A 23,240-nucleotide genomic window follows, 5' to 3' on the forward strand; every position below is an offset into this window, starting at 1 on the left:
GCGGTCCGCCGCCCGCGCGGAGCATCCCCGCACGGCGGGGACTCACCGGGCGCCGCGAGGCCCCTTGGGGGATCGCACACACGCCCGACGAAGCGCTCGGACAATCATATGACCCCTGGTCAGGGCCCGTATCCTGGCCATATGCGATTCCTGAACCCGAAGAACGGCGCGCTCGAAGAGAGTTCTTCGGTGCCGTACGACCTGACCTACGACGATGTGTTCATGGTGCCCGGCCGCTCCGCCGTCGGCTCCCGCCAGAGCGTGGACCTGGCCTCGCACGACGGGACCGGGACCACCATCCCGCTCGTGGTCGCCAACATGACGGCGATCGCCGGCCGCCGGATGGCCGAGACCGTGGCCCGCCGTGGCGGCCTGGTCGTCATCCCGCAGGACATTCCGCTCGATGTCGTCACCGACGTCGTGACCTGGGTCAAGCGCCGTCATCTGGTCCTGGACACGCCGATCGTGCTGTCCCCGGTCGCGACCGTGGCCGACGCCCTGGCGCTGCTGCCCAAGCGGGCGCACGGCGCGGGCATCGTCGTCGAGAGCGGCCGCCCGGTCGGCGTCGTCACCGAGCACGACCTGGCCGGGGTGGACCGCTTCACCCAGGTGGCCGAGGTCATGTCCAGGGACCTGCTGGTCCTGGACGCGGACATCGACCCGCGGGACGCCTTCAACCGCCTCGACGCCGCCAACCGCAAGCTCGCGCCCGCGGTCGACGCGGACGGCATGCTGATCGGCATCCTCACCCGTAAGGGCGCGCTCCGCGCCACCCTGTACACCCCCGCCACCGACGCGGACGGAAAGCTGCGGATCGCGGCCGCCGTCGGCATCAACGGCGATGTGGCCGGCCGCGCCAAGGCCCTGCTGGCGGCCGGTGTGGACACCCTCGTCGTGGACACCGCGCACGGTCACCAGGAGTCGATGATCAGCGCGATCAAGGCGGTCCGGGCGCTGGACCCGCAGGTCCCGATCGTGGCGGGCAACATCGTCTCCGCCGAGGGCGTCCGCGATCTGATCGAGGCCGGCGCGGACATCATCAAGGTCGGCGTCGGACCGGGCGCGATGTGCACCACCCGGATGATGACCGGCGTCGGCCGGCCGCAGTTCTCCGCCGTGCTGGAGTGCGCCGCCGAGGCCAAGAAGTTCGGCAAGCACGTCTGGGCCGACGGCGGTATCCGGCACCCCCGCGATGTCGCCATGGCGCTGGCCGCGGGCGCGTCCAACGTCATGATCGGCTCCTGGTTCGCCGGCACCCTCGAATCGCCCGGTGATCTCCAGCACACCGCCGACGGCCGGCCGTACAAGGAGAGCTTCGGGATGGCCTCGGCCCGTGCGGTGCGCAACCGTACGAGCGACGAGTCGGCCTACGACCGGGCCCGCAAGGGGCTCTTCGAGGAGGGCATCTCCACCTCGCGGATGTTCATCGACCAGGCGCGCCCCGGCGTCGAGGACCTGATCGACTCGATCATCGCGGGCGTCCGCAGCTCCTGCACCTACGCGGGCGCGGCCTCCCTGGCGGAGTTCGCCGAGAAGGCCGTGGTCGGTGTGCAGAGCGCCGCCGGTTACGCCGAGGGGAAGCCGCTGCACGACAGCTGGAACTGACGCGTCACACGGCCGCTCACCGGCCGTCGTCGCCGCCGCTCAACGGCCCCGCACCGACTCGGTGCGGGGCCGTTCGGCTAAGTGGAACCCGGGGCCCCGGTCGGGGCCAGGCGGGGGAACCCGTACGATCGGAACCTGGCGCGCAACGAACGACCGCCCGCCGCGCCGGTGCGCAACGATCGTGCACTGTTGCGCAAGGAACCTGCATTACGGCAGGTCAGCGGCGGGCCGTAAGGTCAAGCGCTGTACGTGGAGTGGCGGAGACCGCCTGCTCGGCGGTCTCCTGCTGCGGTGTGCTCCGGCATGCCCTTGTACCGACCGCTGCCGGTCGCCGTCATCCGTACCGTCATCTGATCGGCAGCGATAAAGGAGCCACCCCAGTGTTGGAGCACGGCGCAGCCCCGCCCGCAGGGGACAGCGACCCCCGGCCCCCCTCGTCAGGGGGCCTGGCCACTCGGCTGATGCGGCGCAAGCCCGTCGAGCGGCTGGTCGCCGAGGGCGGCAAGGGGCAGGGGGGAACCCTCCGCCGCTCGATGGGCATGTGGCAGCTGACCATGATCAGCATCGGGGCCACGCTCGGCACCGGCATCTTCGTGGTCCTCGGCGAGGCCGTCCCGGACGCCGGCCCCGCGGTCATCCTCGCCTTCGTGATCGCCGGGGTCACCGCCCTGTTCTCCGCCCTGTCCTACGCGGAGCTGGCGGGCAGCATCCCGGTCTCCGGCTCGTCGTACTCCTACGCCTACGCCACCCTCGGTGAGCTGGTCGCCTGGGTCTGCGGCTGGTGCCTGATCCTGGAGTACGGCGTCTCGGTCGCGGCCGTCGCCGTGGGCTGGGGCCAGTATCTGAACGAGCTGCTCAGCGGCGTCTTCGGCTTCACCATCCCGGACGCGCTGTCCCAGCCGCCCGGTGACGGCGGCGTCTTCAACCTGCCGGCCCTGCTGGTCGTGCTGCTCGCGATGGTGTTCCTGCTGGGCGGCGCCAAGGAGAGCGCCCGCGCCAACACGATCATGGTCGTCGTCAAGATCGCCGCGCTGCTGCTGTTCTGCGGCGTCGCCATCCAGGGCGTGCGGTCCGGCAACTACGCGAACTTCATGCCGATGGGCATGGCGGGCGTCAGCGCCGCGGGCGCCACCCTGTTCTTCTCGTACATCGGCTTCGACGCCGCCTCCACCGCCGGTGAGGAGGCCAAGGACCCGCAGCGCGACCTGCCGCGCGCGATCATGCTCTCGCTGGTGATCGTCACGGCGCTGTACTGCCTGGTCGCGGCGATCGCCGTGGGCGCGATGCCCTGGCAGAAGTTCGAGGGCTCGGAGGCCGCGCTGGCCGGGATCATGAAGGCGGTCACCGGCCAGAGCTGGTGGGCCGTGCTGCTCGCCTTCGGCGCGGTCATCGCCATCGCCAGCGTCGTGCTGACCGTGCTCTACGGCCAGACCCGCATCCTGTTCGCGATGTCCCGGGACGGCCTGGTGCCGAAGGTCTTCTCCAAGGTGCACCCGAAGAGCGGCGCGCCGCGCGCCAACACCATCATCGTCTCGCTGTTCTGCGGGGTGCTCGCCGCGGCGGTGCCGCTGGGCGAGCTGGCCGACGCCACCAGCATCGGCACCCTGTTCGCCTTCGCGCTGGTCAATGTCGCGGTGATCGTGCTGCGCCGCACCCGCCCCGACATGCCGCGCAGCTTCCGCACCCCGCTCTCGCCGCTGTTCCCGGCGATCGGTTTTCTGCTGTGCGTTTACATGATGGGCAGCCTCGGCGCCGTGACCTGGGTGGTCTTCGGTGTCTGGATGGCTGTGGGCCTTGTGGTCTACTTCGGATACGGCATGCGCCGCTCCCGATTGGCCACCGCAGAGAAGTGATCCACCCGCAGTGCGACTGAACGATCTCGACGAACGCATCGTCCACGCCCTCGCCGAGGACGCCCGCCGCAGCTATGCCGACATCGGCCAGGAGGTCGGGCTGTCCGCACCGGCCGTCAAACGCCGGGTGGACCGGCTGCGGGCGGACGGCGCGATCACCGGATTCACCGTACGGGTCGATCCGGCCGCGCTCGGCTGGGAGACCGAGGGGTTCGTCGAGCTCTACTGCCGCCGCAACACCTCGCCCGAGGCGATCCACCGCGGCCTGTCGCGCTACCCGGAAGTGGCGTCCGCCTCCACCGTCACCGGTGAGGCGGACGCCGTCGTCCAGGTCTTCGCCGCCGACATGCGGCACTTCGAACGGGTGCTGGAGCGGATCGCGGGCGAGCCGTTCGTGGAGCGGACGAAGTCCGTGCTGGTGCTCTCCCCGCTGCTGCGGCGCTACAGCTCGGGGGCGCCGGGCTAGCCCCCGTCCCTCTCTCAGGACCCGCCGCGCCCGGCTCGGGCGCCGGCCCGCAGCCCCCACACCACGGCACCTCCCACCACCAGCACCACCCCCGCCGCGATCCGGTGGCCCAGCGCCGTGGCGTCGGCGAACGCGGTGACCGTCGTGGCGCCGTGCCCGGTCCCCGCGGCGAACCGCACGGACAGCACGGTGCCCACCACGGCGATACCCAGCGCCGCGCCCAACTCCCGCGCCGCGCCCTGGAGTCCCGACCCCATCCCGGAGCGGTGGGCCGGTACGGACGCCACGATCGCATGCGACAGCGTCGGCATCGCCAGCCCCGCACCGGCCGCCATCACCAGCAGAAACGCCAGGTAGCAGAGGTACGGAGTGCGGGCGTCCGTGGTGGAGAGCAGCAGCAGACCGGCCGCGATCAGTGCCAGTCCCGCACCGGCCGTCCTGGCCTCGCCGGCCCGCTGCACCCAGCGCAGGCCGTACTTCGTCACCGCCATCATCCCGAGGGCCAGCGGCGCGATGGCGCAGCCCGTCCGGAGGGGCGAGTACGCCTTCACGTACTGGAGGAACTGGGCGTTGACGTAGAAGAGCGCGAACATCCCGAAGAAGGTGACGGCGATCCCGAGGCTCCCGGCGAGCAGCCGCGGCAGCCGGAACAGCCGGGGGTCCAGCACCGGGTGCGCGGCCCGCAGCCCGTGCCGGACGAACAGCGCGAACACCACCAGCGCCAGGGCGAACGCGCCGGTCACCGTGGCCGAGGCCCAGCCCCGCCCCGGGCCCTCGATGATGCCGAAGAGCAGCGCCGCCGCCCCGAGGACCAGCAGTGCCGAGCCCGGCAGATCGAGCGTCGCGGTCTGCCGGGGGATCCGGGGCGCGGCCGCCGCCACCCAGGCCAGCAGGGCCAGCGCGAGGGGCACATATGCCCAGAACAGCCCCTGCCACGGCAGGAATTGCAGGATCAGCGCGCCGCCCGCGTTGCCCGTCAGCCCGCCGACACCGACCGCCGTGCTCCAGGCGGCGACGGCCCCGGCCCGGCGGTCGGGCGGCGCGGTGTGCAGGAGTACGGACATGGTCGCGGGCACCAGGAGCGCGGCGCCCGCGCCCGAGAGGGCCCGGCCCGCCAGCAGCACCGGCAGCGTGGCCGCCGGCGCGCACAGCAGCGCACCCGCGGCGAACACAGCGAGCCCGGTGAGCAGCACCCCCTTGCGGCCCACCCGGTCGCCGAGCGCACCGGCCGGGATCAACAGCCCCGCGAAGACCAGCACATAGGTGTCGACGATCCACAACAGCTGGGCGGGGGAGGGGTGCAGAGCGCTTGCGGCGATCTTGGGTATCGCCAGGTTCATCGCGGCCACCAGCGACTGCGCCACCAGTACACAGGCGCACATCGCGGCCGTCACCGAGCGCCGCCGGGCGAGCCGGCCGACGGACCCGGGTGGGGACTCCGGAGGGGAAACGGTGGAGGTCATGACCGGGACGCTAAGGTCCCGTTCAGTTGACCTCAAATGCAAGGGGTGCACTCCATGATTGCGCGAAACGCAAACATCGACCTCAATCTGCTGACGGCGCTGGACGCCCTGCTCGAAGAGCAGAGCGTGACCGCGGCCGCCGACCGGCTCGGGCTCTCCGGACCGGCCATGAGCCGCGCCCTCGGCCGTATCCGCCGTACGATCGGCGACCCCGTCCTGGTGCGTGCGGGCCGCCATATGGTGCCCACCCCGCGCGCGCTGGAAATCAGGGCCGAGGTGCACCGGCTGGTGGAGGCGGCCCACGGCGTGCTGGCCCCGTCCGCGCCCGCCGACCCGGCCCGGCTGGCCCGGGTGTTCACCCTCTACGCCAACGACCTCTTCGTCACCTCCCTCGGGCCGCGCCTGGTCGCCCGCGTCGCCGAGGAAGCGCCGCAGGTCGTGCTGCGCTTCCTCGGGGAGAGCCATATCGATGTGCCGCTGCTGCGGGACGGCGCCGCGGACCTGGAGCTCGGTGTCATCGACAGCCATGAGCCGGAGATCCGGCGGGAGGAGCTGTTCGTCGACCGCAACGTCGCGGTGGTGCGCGCGGGCCACCCGCTGACCACCGGGAAGCTCACCGCGCGCCGCTTCGCCGACGCGGCACACCTCAACTTTTCCCGCCGCGGCCGGCTGACCGGGCCGGTCGACGCGGCGCTCGCCGCCCGCGGACTGCGGCGCAAGGTGATCGCCACCGTCCCGACCTTCGCCGCGTCGCTGATGATGGTCCGCGACAGCGACGCGGTGGGCCTGACCAGCGAGCGGGCCGGGGTGGCGACGGTCCGCGGCCTGGGGCTGCGCACGCTGCCGATCCCGTTCGAACTGCCGCCGCTGACCATGGAGATGGCCTGGCACCCGCGCCAGGAGGCCGACGCGGGACACCGCTGGCTGCGCGGTCTGGTACGGGAGACGGTGCGGGAGAGCCTGCGGGACGTGCCGCCCGACGAGGTCTGACCCGTCCCGGCGAGGTCCGACCCGCCCCGGCGCCGGGCCCGCCGCCGGTCAGTCCTCCCCGGAGGGCCCGTTCGCCGCGCCGAAATCGTCCCTCGGCGCCGTCGGTGGTCCCGTCCTGCTCCGTCTTCGCGCGCCCTCTCGACGAGGTCGCCGATGCGCTGATCGCCGGGGGCCGGCTCACCGCCGACGGTGACACCCTCGCGCTCACCGAGGCCGGCCGACGGACCCATGCCGAGGTCGCGAGCCTGGTCGAGGCCGCCCGCGCCCGCCTGATGCGTGGACTGACCGACGACGACTACCTCCGTACGGTGACGGTCCTCGACCGGATGACCGCCAACCTGACCCCCGGGGGGCTCAGGAGTCAGCTGACCCAGGCGCTGACCTGCGGCTGACCCGGGCGCTGACCCGCGGCCCGGCGCACGCCGAGGCGTCGGGCGGCAGCCGCCCGATGTCGCTCCGGCACCGGCGCAACGAATCACCGCACAGTCCCTTGAACACGCAATGAATCGTCCATCGGCGCGCAACGGTGGCGCCTTGTCCCGGATCACCGGCGGCCCGTACCGTCAATGCGTCCACCCGCACCGTCCCGCCGAGGGGTCCCATGACGTCGCTGCACACCGCCCTGCTCCAGAGTTCGGGCCGGCCCGGCGATGTCGCGCACAATCTGCGGGTGATCGAGGACGCGGCCCGCGCGGCGGCGGCCACCGGCGCCGGACTGCTGGCCTGCCCCGAGCTCTTCCTCACCGGCTATGCCATCGGCGGCGACGTCCACCGCCTCGCGGAGACCGCCGACGGCGCCAGTGCGCAGGCCATCGGGAAGATCGCCGCCGAGTACGGCCTCGCGGTGCTCTATGGCTACCCCGAGCGCGCCGCGCAGGACGAGCCCGACAGCGCCGCGGTGTACAACTCCGCGCAGCTCATCGGCCCCACGGGCGAGCGCCTCGCGAACTACCGCAAGACCCATCTCTTCGGCTGCTTCGAGCGCGAATGGTTCACCCCGGGGGAGCGGGCCGTCGTCCAGGCCGAGCTGGCCGGGCTCCGGATCGGCCTGCTGATCTGCTACGACGTGGAGTTCCCGGAGAACGTCCGGGCCCATGCGCTGGCCGGCACCGATCTGCTGCTGGTGCCCACCGCGCAGATGCATCCCTTCCAGTTCGTCGCCGAGTCCGTCATCCCGGTCCGCGCCTTCGAGAACCAGATGTATGTCGCGTACGTCAACCGGGTCGGCGCGGAGGGCGAGTTCGAGTTCGTCGGCCTCAGCTGCCTGGCCGGCCCGGACGGTGTGGTCCGCACCCGCGCCGGCCGTACCGAGCAGCTGGTCCGGGCCGAGGTCGACGCCGGCTTCCTGAAGCAGTCCCGCGCGGACAACCCCTATCTGCACGACCGCCGACCGGAGCTGTACGGCCCGCTGACGTGACCTGACCGCCCGCCCCCCGATCCGCCGCAGGCCGGCCCACCCGGCCTGCGCTGCCCTGCCTGCTGTGCCCTGTCTGCAAGGAGCTCGTCCCCGATGACGTCCACGGTGCCCACCGCCGCCCACCACGCGGATGCCCAGCCGCCGATCACCATGTTCGGCCCGGACTTCCCGTACGCCTACGACGACTTCCTCGCCCACCCGGCGGGCCTCGGCCAGATCCCCGCGACCGAGCACGGCAAGGAGGTCGCGGTCATCGGCGGCGGCCTCTCCGGCATCGTCACCGCCTACGAGCTGATGAAGATGGGCCTCAAGCCCGTCGTCTACGAGGCGGACCGAATAGGCGGCCGGCTGCGGACCGTCGGCTTCGAGGGCACCCCGGCCGATGCCGCGGGCCTGACCGCCGAAATGGGCGCGATGCGCTTCCCGCCGTCCTCGACGGCGCTCCAGCACTACATCGACCTGGTGGGCCTGGAGACCACGCCCTTCCCCAACCCGCTGGCCGCGGACACCCCGTCGACCGTCGTCGACCTCAAGGGCGAGTCGCACTACGCCCGTACCGTCGAGGACCTCCCCGAGGTCTACCACCAGGTCATGGACGCCTGGAACGCCTGCCTGGAAGAGGGCGCGGACTTCTCCGACATGAACCAGGCGATCCGCGAGCGCGATGTCCCGCGCATCCGCGAGATCTGGTCCCGGCTCGTCGAGAAGCTCGACAACCAGACCTTCTACGGCTACCTCTGCGACTCGACGGCCTTCAAGTCCTTCCGTCACCGGGAGATCTTCGGCCAGGTCGGCTTCGGCACCGGCGGCTGGGACACCGACTTCCCCAACTCCATCCTGGAGATCCTGCGGGTCGTCTACACCGAGGCCGACGACCACCACCGCGGCATCGTCGGCGGCAGCCAGCAGCTGCCGCTCCGCCTGTGGGAGCGCGAGCCGGCGAAGATCGTGCACTGGGCGCCGGGCACCTCGCTGTCGTCGCTGCACGACGGTACGCCCCGGCCCGCGGTCACCCGCCTGAACCGCACCGCCGGCAACCGCATCACCGTCACCGACGCCCACGGCGACATCCGCACCTACGAGGCCGCCGTCTTCACCGCGCAGTCCTGGATGCTGCTGAGCAAGATCGCCTGCGATGACTCGCTCTTCCCCATCGACCACTGGACGGCGATGGAGCGCACCCACTACATGGAGTCCAGCAAGCTCTTCGTCCCCGTCGACCGGCCCTTCTGGCTCGACAAGGACGAGGACACCGGCCGGGACGTCATGTCGATGACGCTGACCGACCGGATGACCCGCGGTACCTACCTGCTCGACAACGGCCCGGACCAGCCCGCCGTCATCTGCCTCTCCTACACCTGGTGCGACGACAGCCTCAAGTGGCTGCCGCTGGAGGCGAACGAGCGGATGGAGGTCATGCTGAAGTCCCTCTCGGAGATCTATCCGAAGGTCGACATCCGCAAGCACATCATCGGCAACCCGGTCACCGTCTCCTGGGAGAACGAGCCGTACTTCATGGGCGCCTTCAAGGCGAACCTGCCCGGCCACTACCGCTACCAGCGGCGCCTGTTCACGCACTTCATGCAGGACCGCCTCCCCGAGGACAAACGCGGCCTGTTCCTGGCCGGCGACGACATCTCCTGGACGGCCGGCTGGGCCGAGGGCGCGGTGCAGACCGCACTGAACGCGGTGTGGGGCGTGATGCACCACTTCGGCGGCACGACGGACGCCACCAACCCGGGCCCGGGCGATGTCTACGACGAGATCGCACCGGTGGAACTGCCGGAGGACTGAGGCGCATGGCAGGAGTGGGTCACCTCGGGTGATCCACTCCTGCGTCTTCGCCGCGCCGTGCGGGTGCGGGATCAGCCGGGCAGCGGAGTCAGCAGCATCCGCCCGACCAGGCCCACCCCGGCATCCAGCCGCTCGGTGAGCTCCTCGGTCACATCCGGCAGCCGGCGTACGCTCCACAGCGCCCGGGCCGCCACCCAGGCACCGTCCCGGGCCTTGTCCAGGCTCCACGACCCGATCAGATGCGTCAGCGGATCGGCGACGTCCAGCACATCGGGGCCGGGCATCAGCAGCTCACGGATGCGCTCCTCCAGGCTCGTCAGCACCCCGCCGACCCGGTCGAAGTCCTGCTCCAGCGCCGCCGGTTCACACTCCAGCGCCCGGCAGGTGTCCAGTACGGCCAGCGCCAGATCGTGGCCGATGTGGGCGTTGATCCCGGCCAGCGCGAACTGGAGCGGACGCACCCCCGGATGGCGGCGGAGCTGGAAGAGCGGCCGCCAGCAGGCCGGCGGCCGCAGTCCGGCGGCCGCGGCCTCCACCGCGTCGAAGTAACGCCGCGCGAAGCGGATGTCCAGTTCGCCGGCGGCCGCCGGATCCTGGAACGTCCCGTCCCCGATGCGCCGCGCCACCGCTTCGGTGACGGCCAGATAGACCCCGTTGAAGACGGCCACCCCGTCCTCGGCGGGCAGCCCCGCGGCCAGCGCCCGCATCCGGGCCAGCACCTCCGCCACACCCGTGTCCGCCACCGGCCCCGCGGCGGTCGGGGGACGGGCGGCGGACCCCCCGGCCAGCTCCGTACGGCCGCCGGGACCGCCGCATTCCTGAGTTGTCGTCATCGACTCAGCGTGACAGTGGAATTGCGGATAGTGAGGTGCGCCGGTCGCCGATGACCGGAACGGGGTACTCGACGGCGCGCCCGCTTGTGGCCTGCCCTGCTTCGCCGCGCCCGGGAAACCGGCCGGTCAGCCCTTCTCGTACGGAGCCGGGCGGCCTGCCGCACACCGCGGCATCCCCGCGCGGAGAGCGGCTGAAATACCCACCCTCCCGGGCGCACCCGCATACCCCTCGGCCTCAGTTTGTTCCGACGCGGTCGTTCGACTATGAATCACCTCGGCTCTGTGACGTGCAGGGCGTCGCAGAGTGGAGAGTGATCATGGCCGGCTTCGGGTGGAAACTGCATGGGGACGGGCGCCATCTGAAGCCCGGCGAAGTGGTCCGGCCCGGCGAACGCCTGACGTGGGGGCGGACGATCGCGCTCGGCGCCCAGCACGTGGTGTCGATGATCGGAGCCTGCTTCGTCGCCCCCGTCCTCATGGGCCTGGACCCCAGCCTGGCCCTGATGGCATCCGGCGTCGCCACCGCGCTCTTCCTGGTGATGACGCGTGGACGGATCCCCAGCTACCTGGGCTCCTCACTCTCCTTCGTGGGCGTCTCCGTCGTGATCGCGGGCCAGGGCGGCGATGCCGGCACCCTGACCGGCGCGATGCTCGTGGTGGGCGCCTGCCTGGCCGGCTGCGGCATCGCCATTCATGTCGTCGGGGCCCGGGTGATCCACGCGGTGCTCCCGCCGACCGTGACCGGCGCGGTCGTGATGCTGATCGGCTTCAACCTCGCCCCCGTGACGGCCGCCACGTACTGGCCGCAGGACCAGTGGACGGCCCTGGCGACGATGATGTTCACCGGACTCGCGCTCGTCGTGCTCCGGGGCTTCTGGTCGCGGATCGCCATTTTCCTGGGCCTGGTCTTCGGCTACGCGCTGTCCTGGATCCTCGACCGCACCGCGGGAAGGATTCACTCCGTCAACGGCGCGGGCAAGCTCACGGACCACTGGCGCATCGACTTCTCCGGCGTCGAGAAGGCCGACTGGATCGGCGTTCCCACCTTTCACGCACCGAACTTCTCCGCCTCCGCGATCCTTGTCGCGCTGCCGGTCCTCGTGGCGCTGATCGCGGAGAACGCCGGCCACATCAAGGCGGTCGGCGCCATGACCGGCGACCCCCTGGACGACAAGATGGGCATGGCCATCGTCGCCGACGGCACGGCCACCGTCCTGTCGACCGCGGTCGGCGGCCCCGCCACCACGACCTACGCCGAGAACATCGGCGTCATGGCGGCCACCAGGGTCTACTCCACCGCGGCCTACTGGGCGGCGGCCGGCTTCGCCCTGCTCTTCGGCCTGTGCCCGAAGTTCGGCGCGGTGGTGGCGGCGATCCCCGGCGGGGTGCTGGGCGGTATCACCGTCATCCTGTACGGCATGATCGGCCTGCTCGGAGCCCAGATCTGGGTGCGGAACAAGGTGGACTTCTCGGTCCCCCTGAACCTCATTCCCGCCGCGGCCGGAATCATCATCGCGATCGGCGGCGTCTCGCTGAAGTTCACCGACCACTTCGAACTCAGCGGCATCGCGCTGGGCACGCTCACCGTCCTCACCGGCTACCACTCCCTGCGCTGGCTCTCCAGCGCGGCGGCCCGGCCCCGCACGCCACTCCTCGACGCCGGGACCAGCGAGTACGGGGAGCGCGGCGAGGGGGACGGCTGATGCCGCGCGGGGCGGATGCGCCGCAGGGGCCGGTCGTTCTCCCGCGTGCAGGCCGCCCTGGCAACGACGTTCCGGCGGCTCAGGAATCGAGCACGGCGGCGACAGACTCGATCTCTACCAGCTGGTCGTGGTAGCCGAGCACGGTGACCCCCATCAACGTGCTGGGCACGTCGTGGTCACCGAACGCGTCCCGGACCACCTCCCAGGCCGTCACCAGGTCCTCCTGCCGGGTGGAGGCCACGAGCACGCGGGTGCTGATGACGTCGTGCAGTGCCGCACCGGCATCCGCCAGAGCGGTCCGCAGGTTCTCCACGGCCTTGGCCGCCTGCCCCGCGACGTCCCCGATCGCCGCGGTGGAGCCGTCCTCGTTCAGCGGACAGGCACCGGCGAGGAAGATCAGCCGCGACTCGGCCGGGGCCGTGGCCGCATAGGCGTACTCGGCGACATCGGACAGGGATGCGGAGCGAATCAAGGTGACGGCGCGTGGCACGGGCATTCCTCTCGCGGTGGATCCGGCCTTTCGCGGTGGATCCGGGACGCCCATGACCTTCTCAGGGATCGACTCCGCGTTCGACGCAATTTCCGGGGCGGGGAACGGCCGAGGAGGGGTGGCGCGGTCTCGCAGGGGGAGGCGATGCCACCTGCGAGACCACGGGAGACGACAGGAGTCGACGCGAGGCCACGCGAGACGACGCGAAGCCACGCGAGGCCCGGCCGGCCTCCGGCTACTACGGTGCGATGGTTTGCAGCCAGTCCTCGACCGCGACCACATCTGCCCACTGCGGGAACAGCCGCTCGGTGAGGAACCGGTGGACCTCGGGATCGGTGTCGAGGCAGGCATCGGCCAGGACGGTGAGGCCGAAGTCCTGGTCGTTGGCCTGGCACAGGGTGTGCAGCACGACGCCTCTGGTGGCGATGCCGGTGAGAACCAGGCTGTCGATGTCGCGCGCCCGCAGCACCACGTCGAGGTCACTGCCCGAGAACGCGCTCGCCCGCCTTTTGGTGACCACGATGTCGTCCGGCCGGGGCGCCACGTCCTGGTGGATCGCCGTGCCGGGGGCGCCCTCGGTGAAGAGGCCCTCCCGCACGAGGGAGGTGAGCACCCTGTTGCGAGGGCTGACTTCGGGATTGCCCGGCCGTAAGCCGATGACCACGTAGATCACCGGAATGCCCGCCGCCCGGGCGCCGTCGATGGCGCTGCGCAGGCGCGGCAGATATCCGGAGCCGTCGTCGGCGATGTCGACGATGTCCTGCTGGACGTCCATCACGAGGAGGGCGCTCTTCGCCATGCTTGCCTACCGTCCGTTCTTGATCGGGGGACGAGATCTTGAGGGGGGACGAGAGTAAGTCTGGGGGAAAAGCGGGTTGGGTGCTCCCTACCTCGTCCGTGCACTCGCGGGGGCCCTGGCCCGTGGCGGCCCTCGTGCGCTTCCCCCTCCAGGCATCCCGGCGAACGGGCATCCTAAGCAGCCGCTTACCATGGCTCGGGCTCGTCGTACGGGCCTCACCCGTCCCCGAGAGCACCCTTCGCACCAACAGCGCCGGTCAGCGCGAGAAAACCAGGAGCACCCTTCGTGAGCGTCGAACCCCTTCAGGCCAGCACCGTCCCGTACGGCGAACTGGTGCCCGTCACCGTCCACTTCGACGACCTCGACGCGCTCGGCATGCTCCACAACTCCCGCTATCCGCTGCTCGCCGAGCGCGCCTGGGCGGAGTACTGGCACGGCCAGGGCTTCACCTTCGACGGTGACTGGGCCGCCGCGGGCGATATGTGCAATGTCATCAAGGAGATGAAGGTCTCCTATGAGCGCCCGATTACCCGGCCCGGCCGGTACGCGGCGCACCTCTGGGTCGAACGCCTCGGTCGCACCGGCCTCACCTACGGCTTCCGGCTCTGCTCGGCCGACGGCACCGCGACCTACGCCCAGGGCCATCGGGTACTCGTCCGCGTCGACGCGCAGACGCTGCGCCCCACCCCGTGGTCCGACCGCGCCCGCACCATCGCCGGCCGGCTGCTCCGGCAGGACGCCGGCGATGGCACGGGCACCGAGGCGGGTACGGAGGCGGAGGCGGCTTGAGGGCCGCTGGGCCGTGGGCGGGTGCGGAGGCGGCTTGAGCCTTGCCGGGCCGGCGGCCTGAGCCCGACGGGCCTTGGGGCGGGCACGGAGACGCAGGCGGCCCGAGCCCCGCCGTTGCCGCCGGCGGGCACTCCGGCTCGGGGTGCTTCCGCCGGCCACGCGGCCGGGCGGTGCCGCCGGCGCACCCAGGCCGGTCGCCGCCGACCGCACCCGCCCGCCGCCGACCGCACCCGCCCGCCGTCGGCGAGCCGTTGCTCAGGACCGCCCGGCACCGCGCCTCATCCACACCCGCCGCTCACGACCTCTCCAGATCCCCAGCCACCGCCGGAGCGCTCCCCGACGCCGTACGACTCGGCACCCCCAGCACCCGCGCGCCCGCCACCAGCCCGCATGCCAGCGTCGTGACCAGCATGAACGACACCGGTAGCGAGGTCGCTTGGGCCAGCCCGCCGATCGCGGACGGGGCGATGAGGCCGGAGGTGTAGGTGATCGTGGCGACGCCCGCGATCGCCTGGCTGGGGGCGGGGCCGCTGCGCGCGGCGGCCGCGAAGGCCAGCGGGACCACCACCGCGATCCCGAGGCCCATCAGGCCGAACCCGCCCATCGCCATGGCCGGATGCCGCGCCGCGACGATCAGCAGACCGCCGGCCGTGGCCAGTACGCCGCCGGCCCGCACCGTACGCACCGCACCGAACCGGGCCACCACCTTGTCGCCGGCCAGCCGGGCGACCGCCATCGTGCAGGCGAAGGCGGTGGTGGAGGCGGCCGCCAGACCCGCGTCGGTGCCCAGCTCGTCGCGGAGGTAGACCGCCGACCAGTCCAGGCCGGCGCCCTCCGCGAACACCGCGCAGAACCCTATGGCCCCGATGATCAGCGCCGACCTCGGCGGCAGCGCGAAGCGCGGCGGCGGATGCTCCTCGGGGGTGCTGCGCAGATCCAGTACGCCCTGGCAGGCGAGCGCGCCGAGCAGGGTCAAGACGAGGGCGGCGCCGGCCAGATGGAGCCGGGCGTCCCAGCCGGCGTGCGCGGCGACAGTGCCGGCCGCCGAGCCGAGCAGGGCGCCCGCGCTCCACATCCCGTGCAGCCCCGACATGATCGGCTTGCCGAGCCGGTCCTCGGTCTCCACGCCCAGCGCGTTCATCGCGACGTCCGACATCCCGGAGGCCGCGCCGTACATCAGCAGCGCCGGGAACAGTGCGTAGAGGCCGGGGGAGAGGGCGGGCAGGATCAGCGACAGGGTCCACAGGGCGAGCAGGCCGCGCAGCGCGGTGCGGGCGCCGAAGCGGTGGCTGATCCGGCCGGCCAGCGGCATCGCCAGGGACGCGCCGATCGCCGGAAAGGCGAGCGCCAGGCCGAGTTGGCCCGGTGAGATGGCGGTGTGGTCCTGGATCCAGGGGATACGGGTCGCGAAGTTTCCGGTGACCGAGCCGTGGATGAGGAACACCGCGGCAATGGACCGGCGCGCCCGGCGCAGCTCGGTGTGGGGGAGTGGGTTGGGGCCGTCGGGAACGCTGATGCCAGCCATGCGCGGTAAATTATCAGGAACCCTGCCTGATAATAAGGCGGTTGGTCCGGCCGAATGAAAGAATCCCGCCATGCATGCACCGCGCACGGCAGCGGCCGGCCGCACCGCCTCCCCGACCACGGCACGGCAGATCAACGATCGGCTGGCGCTCCAACTCCTTCAGTCCGAAGGGTCCTTGACGGCAGGTCAGCTCAAATCGCTGACCGGACTGTCCCGGCCGACCGTGGCGGACCTCGTCGACCGTCTCCAGGAGGCCGGGCTGATCGCCGTGGTCGGCGAGAGCGGTGCGCAGCGGCGCGGGCCCAATGCCCGGCTCTACGGGATCGTCGCCGACCGGGCCCATCTCGTCGGCCTCGATCTGCGGACGCACAGCATCACCGTCGCGGTCGCCGACCTCCTCGGCCGGGTGCGCACCGAACACACCGTGGCCATCGGCCCGGACGTCGCCCCCGATACGGCCGTCGCCACCGCACTCGCCGCCGTGGACAAGGCGCTCGCCACGGCGGGCGCACCCGCGCCGCACGCCATCGCCGTCGGCGCGCCCGGCCTGGTCGACCCCGCCACCGGGCGACTCGCCGGCACCGACTGGGCCTCGTCCTGGCACGTCGGGCTGGTCGGCGCGCTGCGCGCACGCACGGGCGTAACGGTCCTCCTGGAGAACGAGGTCAACCTCGCCGCCATCGCCGAGCAGCGCGGCGGCGCGGCCCGCGACCGCGACACCTTCGTCCTGCTCTGGCTCGGCCATGGCACCGGCGCCGCCGTGGTCCTGGACGGCGCGCTGCGGCGCGGCGCCTCGGGCGGCACCGGCGAGATCGGCTTTCTGCCGGTCCCCGGCACCGACGCGCTGCCCTCCGCGAACGGCTGCGACGGCGGCTTCCACTCCCTGGCCGGCTCCGCCGCGATCTGCGCCCTCGCGGCGGAACATGGTCTGACGCCCGAGGGGGCCACGGGGGCGGCGGACGGGGTGAACGAGCTGTTGCCCGGCGCCGAGGGCCCGCCCGCCGAGTCCGTCGTCCGGGCCGCGGTGGCCGCCGGCGACGCCGGTGCCGCCTTCCTCGACGCGCTGGCCGCACGGATCGCCCTCGGCGTGGCGGCCGTGTGCGCCGTACTCGACCCCGGGTGTGTCGTGCTCGGCGGTGAAGTCGGCCGCGGCGGCGGCGCCGAGCTCGCCGACCGGGTCGCCGGCCATCTGGCCCGGCTCTCCCCGCTGCGTACCGACGTACGTGCGGGGGCGGTGGGCGGGCGGGCGGTACTGCTCGGCGCGGTGCTCGCCGCACGGGACGCCGCCCAGAACGACTTGTTCGGAGCCGCGGGCCCGGAGGCGGCGCCCCGTTCCTGAGGCATCCCGTCGGGGGAGTGGGAACAGATCCCGTAGGGGATACGGGCGCCCCCTTGCGGGCCACAACGTGCCGCGGGGCGGAGGGTATTCCCGAAGACCGGCAGGGTCTGGGCATGCCGGAGGAGCGGCAGGGTCTGGACACACCTGAGAAGCGGCAGCGCCTGGGCATGCCCGAGGAGCGACAGCACCTGGGCATGCCCGAGGACCGGCAGGGTCTGGGCATGCCCGACGAGTGCCAGGCCGACCCTCCCCGACGAGTGCCGGGCCTGGGGCCCGACGAGTGCCGGGCCGGGGGATTCCCGACAGAGGCCGACAGGGTGAACGGTCCGGTCTCAGCCGCCCATCAGTTCGCTCCCACCCGCTCCGCCAGGAACTCCGCATACGTCCGCCGGCCCTCGGAATGTTCCGGTGTCAGGTTGCCGCCGCGGCGCAGTGCGGCGGCGGTGGGGCCCGGTAGCCACAGGGGGACCAGGAGGCGGTGGCGTCCGCCCGCCTCCAGTGTGGAGCGTACGAGGTCGCGGGCGGTCAGTACCTCGGGACCGCCCATGTCCGGGACCCGGCCGGCCGGTGGGCCGGACGCCAACTCGGCGAGGCGGGCGGCCACTTCGCGTACGTCGACCGGCTGGACCCGTACCCCGGTCGGTACCGGCAGCACCGGGGACCGGGCGCCCGCCTTGACGATCCGGAGCACCAGATCGTGGAACTGCGTGGTGCGCAGCACCGTCCAGCCGATGCCGGAGTCCTCGATCAGCCGCTCCACGGCGAGCTTGGTGCGGTAGTAGCCGAGCGGCACCCGGTCCACCCCGACGATCGAGATGTACACCAGGTGCGGGACGCCCGCCGCCTTCGCCGCCTGGACGAGCCGGCCCGCCGCCTCCATGTCGCCGCCGGCCGGTGCCGAGGCGCAGTGCACGATCGTGTCGACACCCGCCAGCGCCTCGGGCAGCCCCGTGCCGTCGCGCAGATCGACCGCGTACGACCGTGGCCGGGGCAGCTCCGTGCCGGTGTGCGGCCGCCGGCTCAGTGACCGGACGTCATGGCCGTCGTCGAGCAGCCGGCGCACCAGGGGCCGCCCGAGTGTGCCCGTGCCGCCGGTCACCAGAATTGTCGCCATCGCGGATCAGTCCTTGCAGAGGAGAAGGGACGGGTACGTCCCCGCTATGACGCCCTACGCGCGCCGTGTGTGACACGGGCGGCGCGCCGGGGGCTGTGAGGCAGCCCACAGGGCTTCGCCCGCATGGGCCACGACCCGGCGTGGCAGACTGAAGCTGTACTGACATAAAAGCAGCAGCGCACTCCGGGGTCGGTGTAATTCCGAACCGGCGGTAACAGTCCGCGACCCGTCCGCAGCCAGCGGCCGGTTGAGCAGGTGAAATTCCTGCACCGACGGTGAAAGTCCGGATGGGAGGCAGTGCGCGGCGGGCGAGCTTCGGTACACCGCCGTCGGCGGCGCGTCCGGGTATTTCCCCGGACGGTCCGCGTATTTCCGGCCGCGGTGTTCCCGTGGCGTCGTTTCCGCTTCTGTCGTCCAGACAGCCCCGGAGTCCGTGCCCTGAGAGGCAGGAGGACCCGGTGGCCACCGCAGCCCCCGTCGAAATCGCGGCGATGCGCCGAGCCATTGAGCTCGCCGCGCGCGGGCTCGGGCACACCAGCCCCAACCCCGTGGTCGGCTGCGTCGTCCTCGACTCCGCCGGCCGCACGGCGGGCGAGGGCTGGCATCAGCGGGCCGGCGGCCCGCACGCCGAGATCCACGCCCTGCGCGCCGCCGGCGAACGCGCCCGGGGCGGCACCGCACTGGTCACCCTCGAACCCTGCAACCACACCGGCCGCACCGGTCCCTGCGCCCAAGCACTGATCGACGCCGGGATCGCCCGCGTCGTCTACGCCGTCTCCGACCCCGACCCGACCGCCACCGGCGGCGCCGTCACCCTGGCCGAGGCCGGGATCGACGTCGAGGGCGGGCTGCTCGCCGACGAGGCCGCGGCCGGCAACGAGGCATGGCTGACCTCGGTGCTGCGCCGCCGCCCCTTCGTGCTGTGGAAGTACGCCGCGACCCTCGATGGCCGGATCGCCGCCGCGGACGGCACCAGCCGCTGGATCAGCTCGCCCCAGTCGCGCGCCGATGTGCACCGGCTGCGCGCCGCCGCGGACGCCGTGATCGTCGGCTCCGGCACCGCCCGTGCCGACGACCCGCAGCTCGGCGCCCGGATCAGCGGGCTGTCCGACGACGAGATCAGCCAGCCGCTGCGGGTCGTCGTCGACTCCGGCGCCACCGTCGTCAAGGCCGGCGCCCGTGTCCTGGACGGCACCGCGCCCACCCTCATCGCGGTCGCCGAGGACGCCGACGCCGGCCACCTCGACGGCCTCGCCCCGATCGTCCGGCTGCCGCGCGCCGCCGACGGGCGCGGGCTGCACATTCCCGCGCTGCTCCAGGCCCTGTACGAGCGCGAGGTGCGCTCCGTGCTGCTCGAAGGGGGCCCCACGCTCGCCGGTGCCTTCCTCGCCGCCCAGGCCGTCGACAAAGTCGTCGGCTACCTCGCGCCGGTACTGCTCGGCGCCGGACCGGCCGTCGTCGGCGACGCCGGAATCACCACCATCGCCCAGGCGTTGCGGCTCGACGTGACCGAGACCGAACGGCTCGGACCCGACCTGCGCATCACCGCCACCCCCATCCGCCACCCGCTCCACGAGGAGAACTGAAGTGTTCACCGGAATCGTCGAAGAACTGGGTGAGGTCGCCGCCGTCGAGAACCTCGGTGACGCTTCCCGTTTCCGGCTGCGCGGCCCCGTCGTCACCGAGGACGCCAAGCACGGTGACTCGATCGCCGTCAACGGTGTCTGTCTGACCGTCGTGGACACCGCCGACGGTGAGTTCACCGCCGATGTGATGGCCGAGACCCTGAACCGCTCCAGCCTCGGCGCGCTGGCCGCCGGCTCGCGGGTCAACCTGGAGCGCCCGATGGCGCTCGGCGGGCGGCTCGGCGGGCACCTCGTCCAGGGCCATGTCGACGGCACCGGCACGATCCTCGAACGCACCCCCGGCGAACACTGGGAGATCGTCAAGATCGCGCTGCCGGCCGCGCTGTCCCGCTACGTCGTCGAGAAGGGCTCGATCACCGTCGACGGTGTCAGCCTCACCGTCGTCGACGCGGCGGACGACTACTTCACCATCAGCCTCATTCCCACCACCCTCGCCCTGACCACGCTGGGCATCAAGAAGACCGGCGACCCCGTCAACCTCGAGGTCGATGTCCTCGCCAAATACGTCGAGCGGCTGCTCGGGCGGGGCACCGGCACCGGCGCGGACCTCAGGGACCTCGAGGAGATCAAGGAGATGGACCGGTGAGCGTCCTCGACACGCTGAACGGCGAGGCATTCACGGCCTTCGGGCAGCACGTCATCTGGTCGGACATGATCGGCAACACCATCGGTCTGGCCGCGCTGGCGCTCGGCTGGCGGCGCTCCATCTGGACCTGGCCCGCCCAGCTCCTCTCCGGTGTCATCCTCGTCGCCGCCTACGCCTCCGCCCATCTCAGCGGCGGCGTCGGCAAGCAACTCCTCGTCATCGGCGTGGCGTTGTGGGGCTGGCGGCAGTGGCAGCGCGGCCGGCAGCAGGCCCAGGACGGCTCCATCGCCGTACGCTTCGCCGGCTGGCGCGAGCGCGGCCTGCTGCTCGGCGGCACCGCCGCCGGCACCGCGGCCGTCGGCACCCTCTTCACCCTGATCCCGCAGCTGTCCTGGAACCCCTGGCCGGACGCCTACATCTTCGTCGGCACGCTCGCCGCGATGGTCGCCCAGGCCCGCGGACTGGTCGAGTTCTGGTTCGCCTGGCTGCTGGTCGACGTCGTCGGCGTCCCGCTCGCCTTCAGCAGCGGGCTCGCCTTCTCCGGCCTTGTCTACGTCGTCTATCTCGCCCTCGTCGTATGGGGCATGCGCGACTGGTGGCTGCGCACCCGCGTCGCCGACCGCACCGTCCTGGAAGGAGCAGCGGCATGACCGCACTACAGAGCTGGTACGACGAGGACGCCGCGGCCCTGGCGCTGGACCCCGTCGCGCAGGCCATCGCCGATATCGCCGCCGGCCGCCCCGTGGTCGTCGTGGACGACGAGAACCGCGAGAACGAGGGCGACCTCGTCATCGCCGCGGAGAAGGCCACCCCCGAGATCATCGCGTTCATGATGAGCGAGTGCCGCGGGCTGATCTGCGCCCCCATGGAGGGCCCGGAGCTGGACCGGCTGGAACTCCCGCAGATGGTCGAGCACAACACCGAGTCGATGCGGACCGCCTTCACCGTCTCCGTCGACGCCACCGCCGCGCACGGCGTGACCACCGGCATCTCCGCCGCCGACCGCGCCACCACCCTGCGGCTGCTCGCCGCCGGGGAGTCGACCGCCGGTGACTTCGTCCGGCCCGGCCACATCTTCCCGCTGCGCGCCCGGCCCGGCGGCGTGCTGGTCCGCAACGGCCACACCGAAGCCGGCGTGGATCTCGCCCGGCTGGCCGGACTGCGCCCGGCCGCCGCCATCGTGGAGATCGCCGGCGAGGACGGCACGATGCTGCGGCTGCCCGAGCTGGTGCCGTTCGCCCGTAAGCACGGACTGTCGATCATCTCCATCGAGGACCTGATCGCCTACCGGCAGTCGTCCGAGCCCACCGTCCGCCGTGAGGCCGAGACCCGGCTGCCCACCGCCCACGGCGAGTTCACCGCCTACGGCTACCGCTCCACCGTCGACGGCGTCGAGCACATCGCGCTGGTCGCCGGGGAGCTCGGCGACGGCGAGGACGTCCTGGTCAGGGTGCACTCCGAGTGCCTGACCGGCGATATCTTCCATTCGCTGCGCTGCGACTGCGGCCCCCAGCTGGAGGCGTCGCAGCGGCGGATCGCCGAGGCCGGACGCGGTGTGGTGATCTACCTCCGTGGCCACGAGGGACGCGGCATCGGCCTGCTGTCCAAGCTCCGCGCCTACGAACTCCAGGAGCGCGGCCGGGACACCCTCGACGCCAACCTCGAACTGGGGCTGCCCGCCGACTCCCGCGACTACGCGGCCGGCGCCCAGATGCTCCAGGACCTCGGAGTGCGCTCGGTGCGCCTGATGACCAACAACCCCGAGAAGACCGCCGCCCTGGTGCGGCACGGCCTGCGGGTCTCCGGCCGGGAGGCGATGCCCGTCCAGGCCGGGGAACACAATCTGCGGTACCTGCGCACCAAGCGGGACCGGATGGGGCACGACCTGCCCTGGCTGGACACCGGCGCCACGGGAGCGGCCCACGCCGCGCCCGCTTCCGCCACCACCTGCGACAACCAGTAGCCAACCGGCACCACGTCACCACCAACCGGCACCATCACCCGAACGAGGAGAACCGTGAGCGGCAAGGGCGCACCCGAACTGACCGTGAAGAACTGTGGCGACCTGCGGGTGGCCGTCATCGCGGCGCAGTGGCACCAGCAAGTGATGGACGGCCTCGTGGACGGCGCGCTGCGCGCCCTCACCGAGCTCGGCATCGACGAGCCGACGCTGCTGCGGGTGCCCGGCACCTTCGAGCTGCCGGTCGTCGCCAAGGTCCTGGCCGGCCGCGGCTATGACGCCGTGGTCGCCCTCGGCGTGGTCATCAGGGGCGGCACCCCGCACTTCGACTACGTCTGCCAGGGCGTCACCCAGGGCCTGACCCAGGTCTCGGTGGACACCGGTGTACCGGTCGGCTTCGGCGTGCTGACCTGCGACACCGAGCAGCAGGCCCTGGACCGGGCCGGCCTCGAAGGCTCCACCGAGGACAAGGGCCACGAAGCGGTCACCGCCGCCGTCGCCACCGCCGCGACGCTGCGCACCGTGTCCGAGCCCTGGCGCTGAGCCGAGGGGGCAACCGCGTAGGGTGGTCACCATCATGTCCAAGAAGACGTTCGAGGAGCTCTTCGCCGAGCTCCAGCAGAAGGCCGCCACCGGCGACCCCACCACCTCCCGTACCGCCGAGCTGGTGCAGGCAGGCGTTCATACGATCGGCAAGAAGGTCGTCGAGGAGGCCGCCGAGGTCTGGATGGCCGCCGAGTACGAGTCCGACGAGGCCGCCGCCGAGGAGATCTCCCAGCTCCTCTACCACCTCCAGGTCATGATGGTCGCCAAGGGCATCTCCCTCGACGACGTCTACGCCCACCTCTGATCCACCGCACCGCACCCC

22 protein-coding genes and 1 riboswitch are annotated in these 23,240 nt (G+C 72.1%); of the genes, 16 read left to right on the forward strand and 6 right to left on the reverse strand.

Annotation, left to right across the window (positions count from 1 at the left end; all coding sequences use genetic code 11):
• Nucleotides 1–141: 141 nt before the first annotated feature.
• From ACFWJW_RS20125 to ACFWJW_RS20135, 3 genes are all read left to right on the forward strand, one after another.
• A complete protein-coding gene (locus ACFWJW_RS20125) occupies nt 142–1,605 on the forward strand; it encodes a GuaB1 family IMP dehydrogenase-related protein (protein ID WP_387242857.1) in 1,464 nt (487 codons plus the stop codon).
• A gap of 380 nt (nt 1,606–1,985) precedes the next feature.
• Nucleotides 1,986–3,458, forward strand: coding sequence for an amino acid permease (locus ACFWJW_RS20130; RefSeq protein ID WP_387242860.1), 1,473 nt, complete (start codon nt 1,986–1,988; stop codon nt 3,456–3,458).
• Between the two features lie 10 nt (nt 3,459–3,468).
• On the forward strand, nt 3,469–3,924 hold the full coding sequence (locus ACFWJW_RS20135; RefSeq protein WP_018087583.1) for an Lrp/AsnC family transcriptional regulator: 456 nt from the start codon (nt 3,469–3,471) through the stop codon (nt 3,922–3,924).
• 14 nt (nt 3,925–3,938) lie between these two features.
• Here the strand turns inward: ACFWJW_RS20135 and ACFWJW_RS20140 are convergent, their stop codons facing one another.
• Nucleotides 3,939–5,387: an MFS transporter gene (locus ACFWJW_RS20140; protein WP_387242863.1), complete on the reverse strand. Its 1,449-nt coding sequence runs from the start codon at nt 5,385–5,387 to the stop codon at nt 3,939–3,941.
• 54 nt (nt 5,388–5,441) lie between these two features.
• On the opposite strand from ACFWJW_RS20140, the gene ACFWJW_RS20145 reads away from it, so the two are divergent.
• The 4 genes from ACFWJW_RS20145 (at nt 5,442) to ACFWJW_RS20160 (ending at nt 9,588) form a co-directional block, all read left to right on the forward strand.
• A complete protein-coding gene (locus ACFWJW_RS20145) occupies nt 5,442–6,377 on the forward strand; it encodes a LysR family transcriptional regulator (protein ID WP_387242866.1) in 936 nt (311 codons plus the stop codon).
• A 104-nt stretch (nt 6,378–6,481) separates the two neighbouring features.
• A complete protein-coding gene (locus tag ACFWJW_RS20150) occupies nt 6,482–6,769 on the forward strand; it encodes a hypothetical protein (RefSeq protein ID WP_387242869.1) in 288 nt (95 codons plus the stop codon).
• Between the two features lie 209 nt (nt 6,770–6,978).
• The gene (locus tag ACFWJW_RS20155; RefSeq protein ID WP_387242872.1) at nt 6,979–7,794 is read left to right on the forward strand and encodes a carbon-nitrogen hydrolase family protein; all 816 of its coding nucleotides are present in this window, start codon (nt 6,979–6,981) and stop codon (nt 7,792–7,794) included.
• A gap of 93 nt (nt 7,795–7,887) precedes the next feature.
• The gene (locus ACFWJW_RS20160; RefSeq protein WP_387242874.1) at nt 7,888–9,588 is read left to right on the forward strand and encodes a flavin monoamine oxidase family protein; all 1,701 of its coding nucleotides are present in this window, start codon (nt 7,888–7,890) and stop codon (nt 9,586–9,588) included.
• A 71-nt stretch (nt 9,589–9,659) separates the two neighbouring features.
• Here the strand turns inward: ACFWJW_RS20160 and ACFWJW_RS20165 are convergent, their stop codons facing one another.
• Nucleotides 9,660–10,421 carry a DUF5995 family protein gene (locus tag ACFWJW_RS20165; RefSeq protein WP_387242877.1) on the reverse strand — a complete coding sequence of 254 codons (762 nt, stop codon included), beginning with the start codon at nt 10,419–10,421 and terminating at the stop codon, nt 9,660–9,662.
• 317 nt (nt 10,422–10,738) lie between these two features.
• On the opposite strand from ACFWJW_RS20165, the gene ACFWJW_RS20170 reads away from it, so the two are divergent.
• A complete protein-coding gene (locus ACFWJW_RS20170; RefSeq protein ID WP_387242880.1) occupies nt 10,739–12,124 on the forward strand; it encodes a uracil-xanthine permease family protein in 1,386 nt (461 codons plus the stop codon).
• Between the two features lie 79 nt (nt 12,125–12,203).
• Here the strand turns inward: ACFWJW_RS20170 and ACFWJW_RS20175 are convergent, their stop codons facing one another.
• Nucleotides 12,204–12,614 (reverse strand): RidA family protein, encoded by a 411-nt coding sequence (locus ACFWJW_RS20175; RefSeq protein WP_387242883.1) that lies wholly within the window; start codon nt 12,612–12,614, stop codon nt 12,204–12,206.
• Nucleotides 12,615–12,852: 238 nt separating this feature from the next.
• Nucleotides 12,853–13,413: a cysteine hydrolase family protein gene (locus ACFWJW_RS20180; RefSeq protein WP_387242886.1), complete on the reverse strand. Its 561-nt coding sequence runs from the start codon at nt 13,411–13,413 to the stop codon at nt 12,853–12,855.
• A gap of 285 nt (nt 13,414–13,698) precedes the next feature.
• Between ACFWJW_RS20180 and ACFWJW_RS20185 the strand changes: the two genes are divergently transcribed.
• Nucleotides 13,699–14,202: an acyl-CoA thioesterase gene (locus ACFWJW_RS20185; protein ID WP_387242889.1), complete on the forward strand. Its 504-nt coding sequence runs from the start codon at nt 13,699–13,701 to the stop codon at nt 14,200–14,202.
• Nucleotides 14,203–14,497: 295 nt separating this feature from the next.
• On the opposite strand, the gene ACFWJW_RS20190 is transcribed toward ACFWJW_RS20185, so the two are convergent.
• Nucleotides 14,498–15,727: an MFS transporter gene (locus ACFWJW_RS20190; RefSeq protein WP_387242892.1), complete on the reverse strand. Its 1,230-nt coding sequence runs from the start codon at nt 15,725–15,727 to the stop codon at nt 14,498–14,500.
• Between the two features lie 70 nt (nt 15,728–15,797).
• On the opposite strand from ACFWJW_RS20190, the gene ACFWJW_RS20195 reads away from it, so the two are divergent.
• The gene (locus ACFWJW_RS20195) at nt 15,798–17,066 is read left to right on the forward strand and encodes an ROK family transcriptional regulator (protein WP_387242895.1); all 1,269 of its coding nucleotides are present in this window, start codon (nt 15,798–15,800) and stop codon (nt 17,064–17,066) included.
• A 343-nt stretch (nt 17,067–17,409) separates the two neighbouring features.
• Here the strand turns inward: ACFWJW_RS20195 and ACFWJW_RS20200 are convergent, their stop codons facing one another.
• Nucleotides 17,410–18,180 (reverse strand): SDR family oxidoreductase, encoded by a 771-nt coding sequence (locus ACFWJW_RS20200; protein ID WP_387242899.1) that lies wholly within the window; start codon nt 18,178–18,180, stop codon nt 17,410–17,412.
• Between the two features lie 174 nt (nt 18,181–18,354).
• Nucleotides 18,355–18,485, forward strand: a riboswitch (FMN riboswitch).
• Nucleotides 18,486–18,638: 153 nt separating this feature from the next.
• On the opposite strand from ACFWJW_RS20200, the gene ribD reads away from it, so the two are divergent.
• The 6 genes from ribD to ACFWJW_RS20230 are packed head-to-tail and all read left to right on the forward strand — an operon-like array spanning nt 18,639 to nt 23,222.
• A complete protein-coding gene (ribD, locus tag ACFWJW_RS20205) occupies nt 18,639–19,766 on the forward strand; it encodes a bifunctional diaminohydroxyphosphoribosylaminopyrimidine deaminase/5-amino-6-(5-phosphoribosylamino)uracil reductase RibD (RefSeq protein ID WP_387242902.1) in 1,128 nt (375 codons plus the stop codon).
• Nucleotide 19,767: 1 nt separating this feature from the next.
• Nucleotides 19,768–20,412, forward strand: a complete 645-nt coding sequence (locus ACFWJW_RS20210) for a riboflavin synthase (RefSeq protein WP_387242905.1) — start codon at nt 19,768–19,770, stop codon at nt 20,410–20,412.
• A complete protein-coding gene (locus ACFWJW_RS20215; RefSeq protein WP_387242908.1) occupies nt 20,409–21,062 on the forward strand; it encodes a nicotinamide riboside transporter PnuC in 654 nt (217 codons plus the stop codon). The genes ACFWJW_RS20210 and ACFWJW_RS20215 overlap by 4 nt, the downstream gene beginning before the upstream one ends.
• Nucleotides 21,059–22,375, forward strand: a complete 1,317-nt coding sequence (locus ACFWJW_RS20220; RefSeq protein ID WP_387242911.1) for a bifunctional 3,4-dihydroxy-2-butanone-4-phosphate synthase/GTP cyclohydrolase II — start codon at nt 21,059–21,061, stop codon at nt 22,373–22,375. The genes ACFWJW_RS20215 and ACFWJW_RS20220 overlap by 4 nt, the downstream gene beginning before the upstream one ends.
• A gap of 54 nt (nt 22,376–22,429) precedes the next feature.
• The gene (ribH, locus tag ACFWJW_RS20225; protein WP_018087562.1) at nt 22,430–22,915 is read left to right on the forward strand and encodes a 6,7-dimethyl-8-ribityllumazine synthase; all 486 of its coding nucleotides are present in this window, start codon (nt 22,430–22,432) and stop codon (nt 22,913–22,915) included.
• Between the two features lie 34 nt (nt 22,916–22,949).
• Nucleotides 22,950–23,222, forward strand: a complete 273-nt coding sequence (locus ACFWJW_RS20230) for a phosphoribosyl-ATP diphosphatase (protein ID WP_042157533.1) — start codon at nt 22,950–22,952, stop codon at nt 23,220–23,222.
• Nucleotides 23,223–23,240: the final 18 nt, after the last annotated feature.

It is taken from the genome of Streptomyces sp. NPDC127097 (genome assembly GCF_042724075.1).
Taxonomy (GTDB): domain Bacteria; phylum Actinomycetota; class Actinomycetes; order Streptomycetales; family Streptomycetaceae; genus Streptomyces.

Coding starts and splice junctions, on each gene's coding strand:
- ACFWJW_RS20200 (WP_387242899.1), bottom strand. CDS start 18,180: ATGGCGACAATTCTGGTGACCGGCGGCACGGGCACACTCGGGCGGCCC.
- ACFWJW_RS20165 (WP_387242877.1), bottom strand. CDS start 10,421: ATGACGACAACTCAGGAATGCGGCGGTCCCGGCGGCCGTACGGAGCTG.
- ACFWJW_RS20230 (WP_042157533.1), top strand. CDS start 22,950: ATGTCCAAGAAGACGTTCGAGGAGCTCTTCGCCGAGCTCCAGCAGAAG.
- ACFWJW_RS20145 (WP_387242866.1), top strand. CDS start 5,442: ATGATTGCGCGAAACGCAAACATCGACCTCAATCTGCTGACGGCGCTG.
- ACFWJW_RS20195 (WP_387242895.1), top strand. CDS start 15,798: ATGCATGCACCGCGCACGGCAGCGGCCGGCCGCACCGCCTCCCCGACC.
- ACFWJW_RS20190 (WP_387242892.1), bottom strand. CDS start 15,727: ATGGCTGGCATCAGCGTTCCCGACGGCCCCAACCCACTCCCCCACACC.
- ACFWJW_RS20155 (WP_387242872.1), top strand. CDS start 6,979: ATGACGTCGCTGCACACCGCCCTGCTCCAGAGTTCGGGCCGGCCCGGC.
- ACFWJW_RS20160 (WP_387242874.1), top strand. CDS start 7,888: ATGACGTCCACGGTGCCCACCGCCGCCCACCACGCGGATGCCCAGCCG.
- ACFWJW_RS20140 (WP_387242863.1), bottom strand. CDS start 5,387: ATGACCTCCACCGTTTCCCCTCCGGAGTCCCCACCCGGGTCCGTCGGC.
- ACFWJW_RS20180 (WP_387242886.1), bottom strand. CDS start 13,413: ATGGCGAAGAGCGCCCTCCTCGTGATGGACGTCCAGCAGGACATCGTC.
- ACFWJW_RS20170 (WP_387242880.1), top strand. CDS start 10,739: ATGGCCGGCTTCGGGTGGAAACTGCATGGGGACGGGCGCCATCTGAAG.
- ACFWJW_RS20220 (WP_387242911.1), top strand. CDS start 21,059: ATGACCGCACTACAGAGCTGGTACGACGAGGACGCCGCGGCCCTGGCG.
- ACFWJW_RS20125 (WP_387242857.1), top strand. CDS start 142: ATGCGATTCCTGAACCCGAAGAACGGCGCGCTCGAAGAGAGTTCTTCG.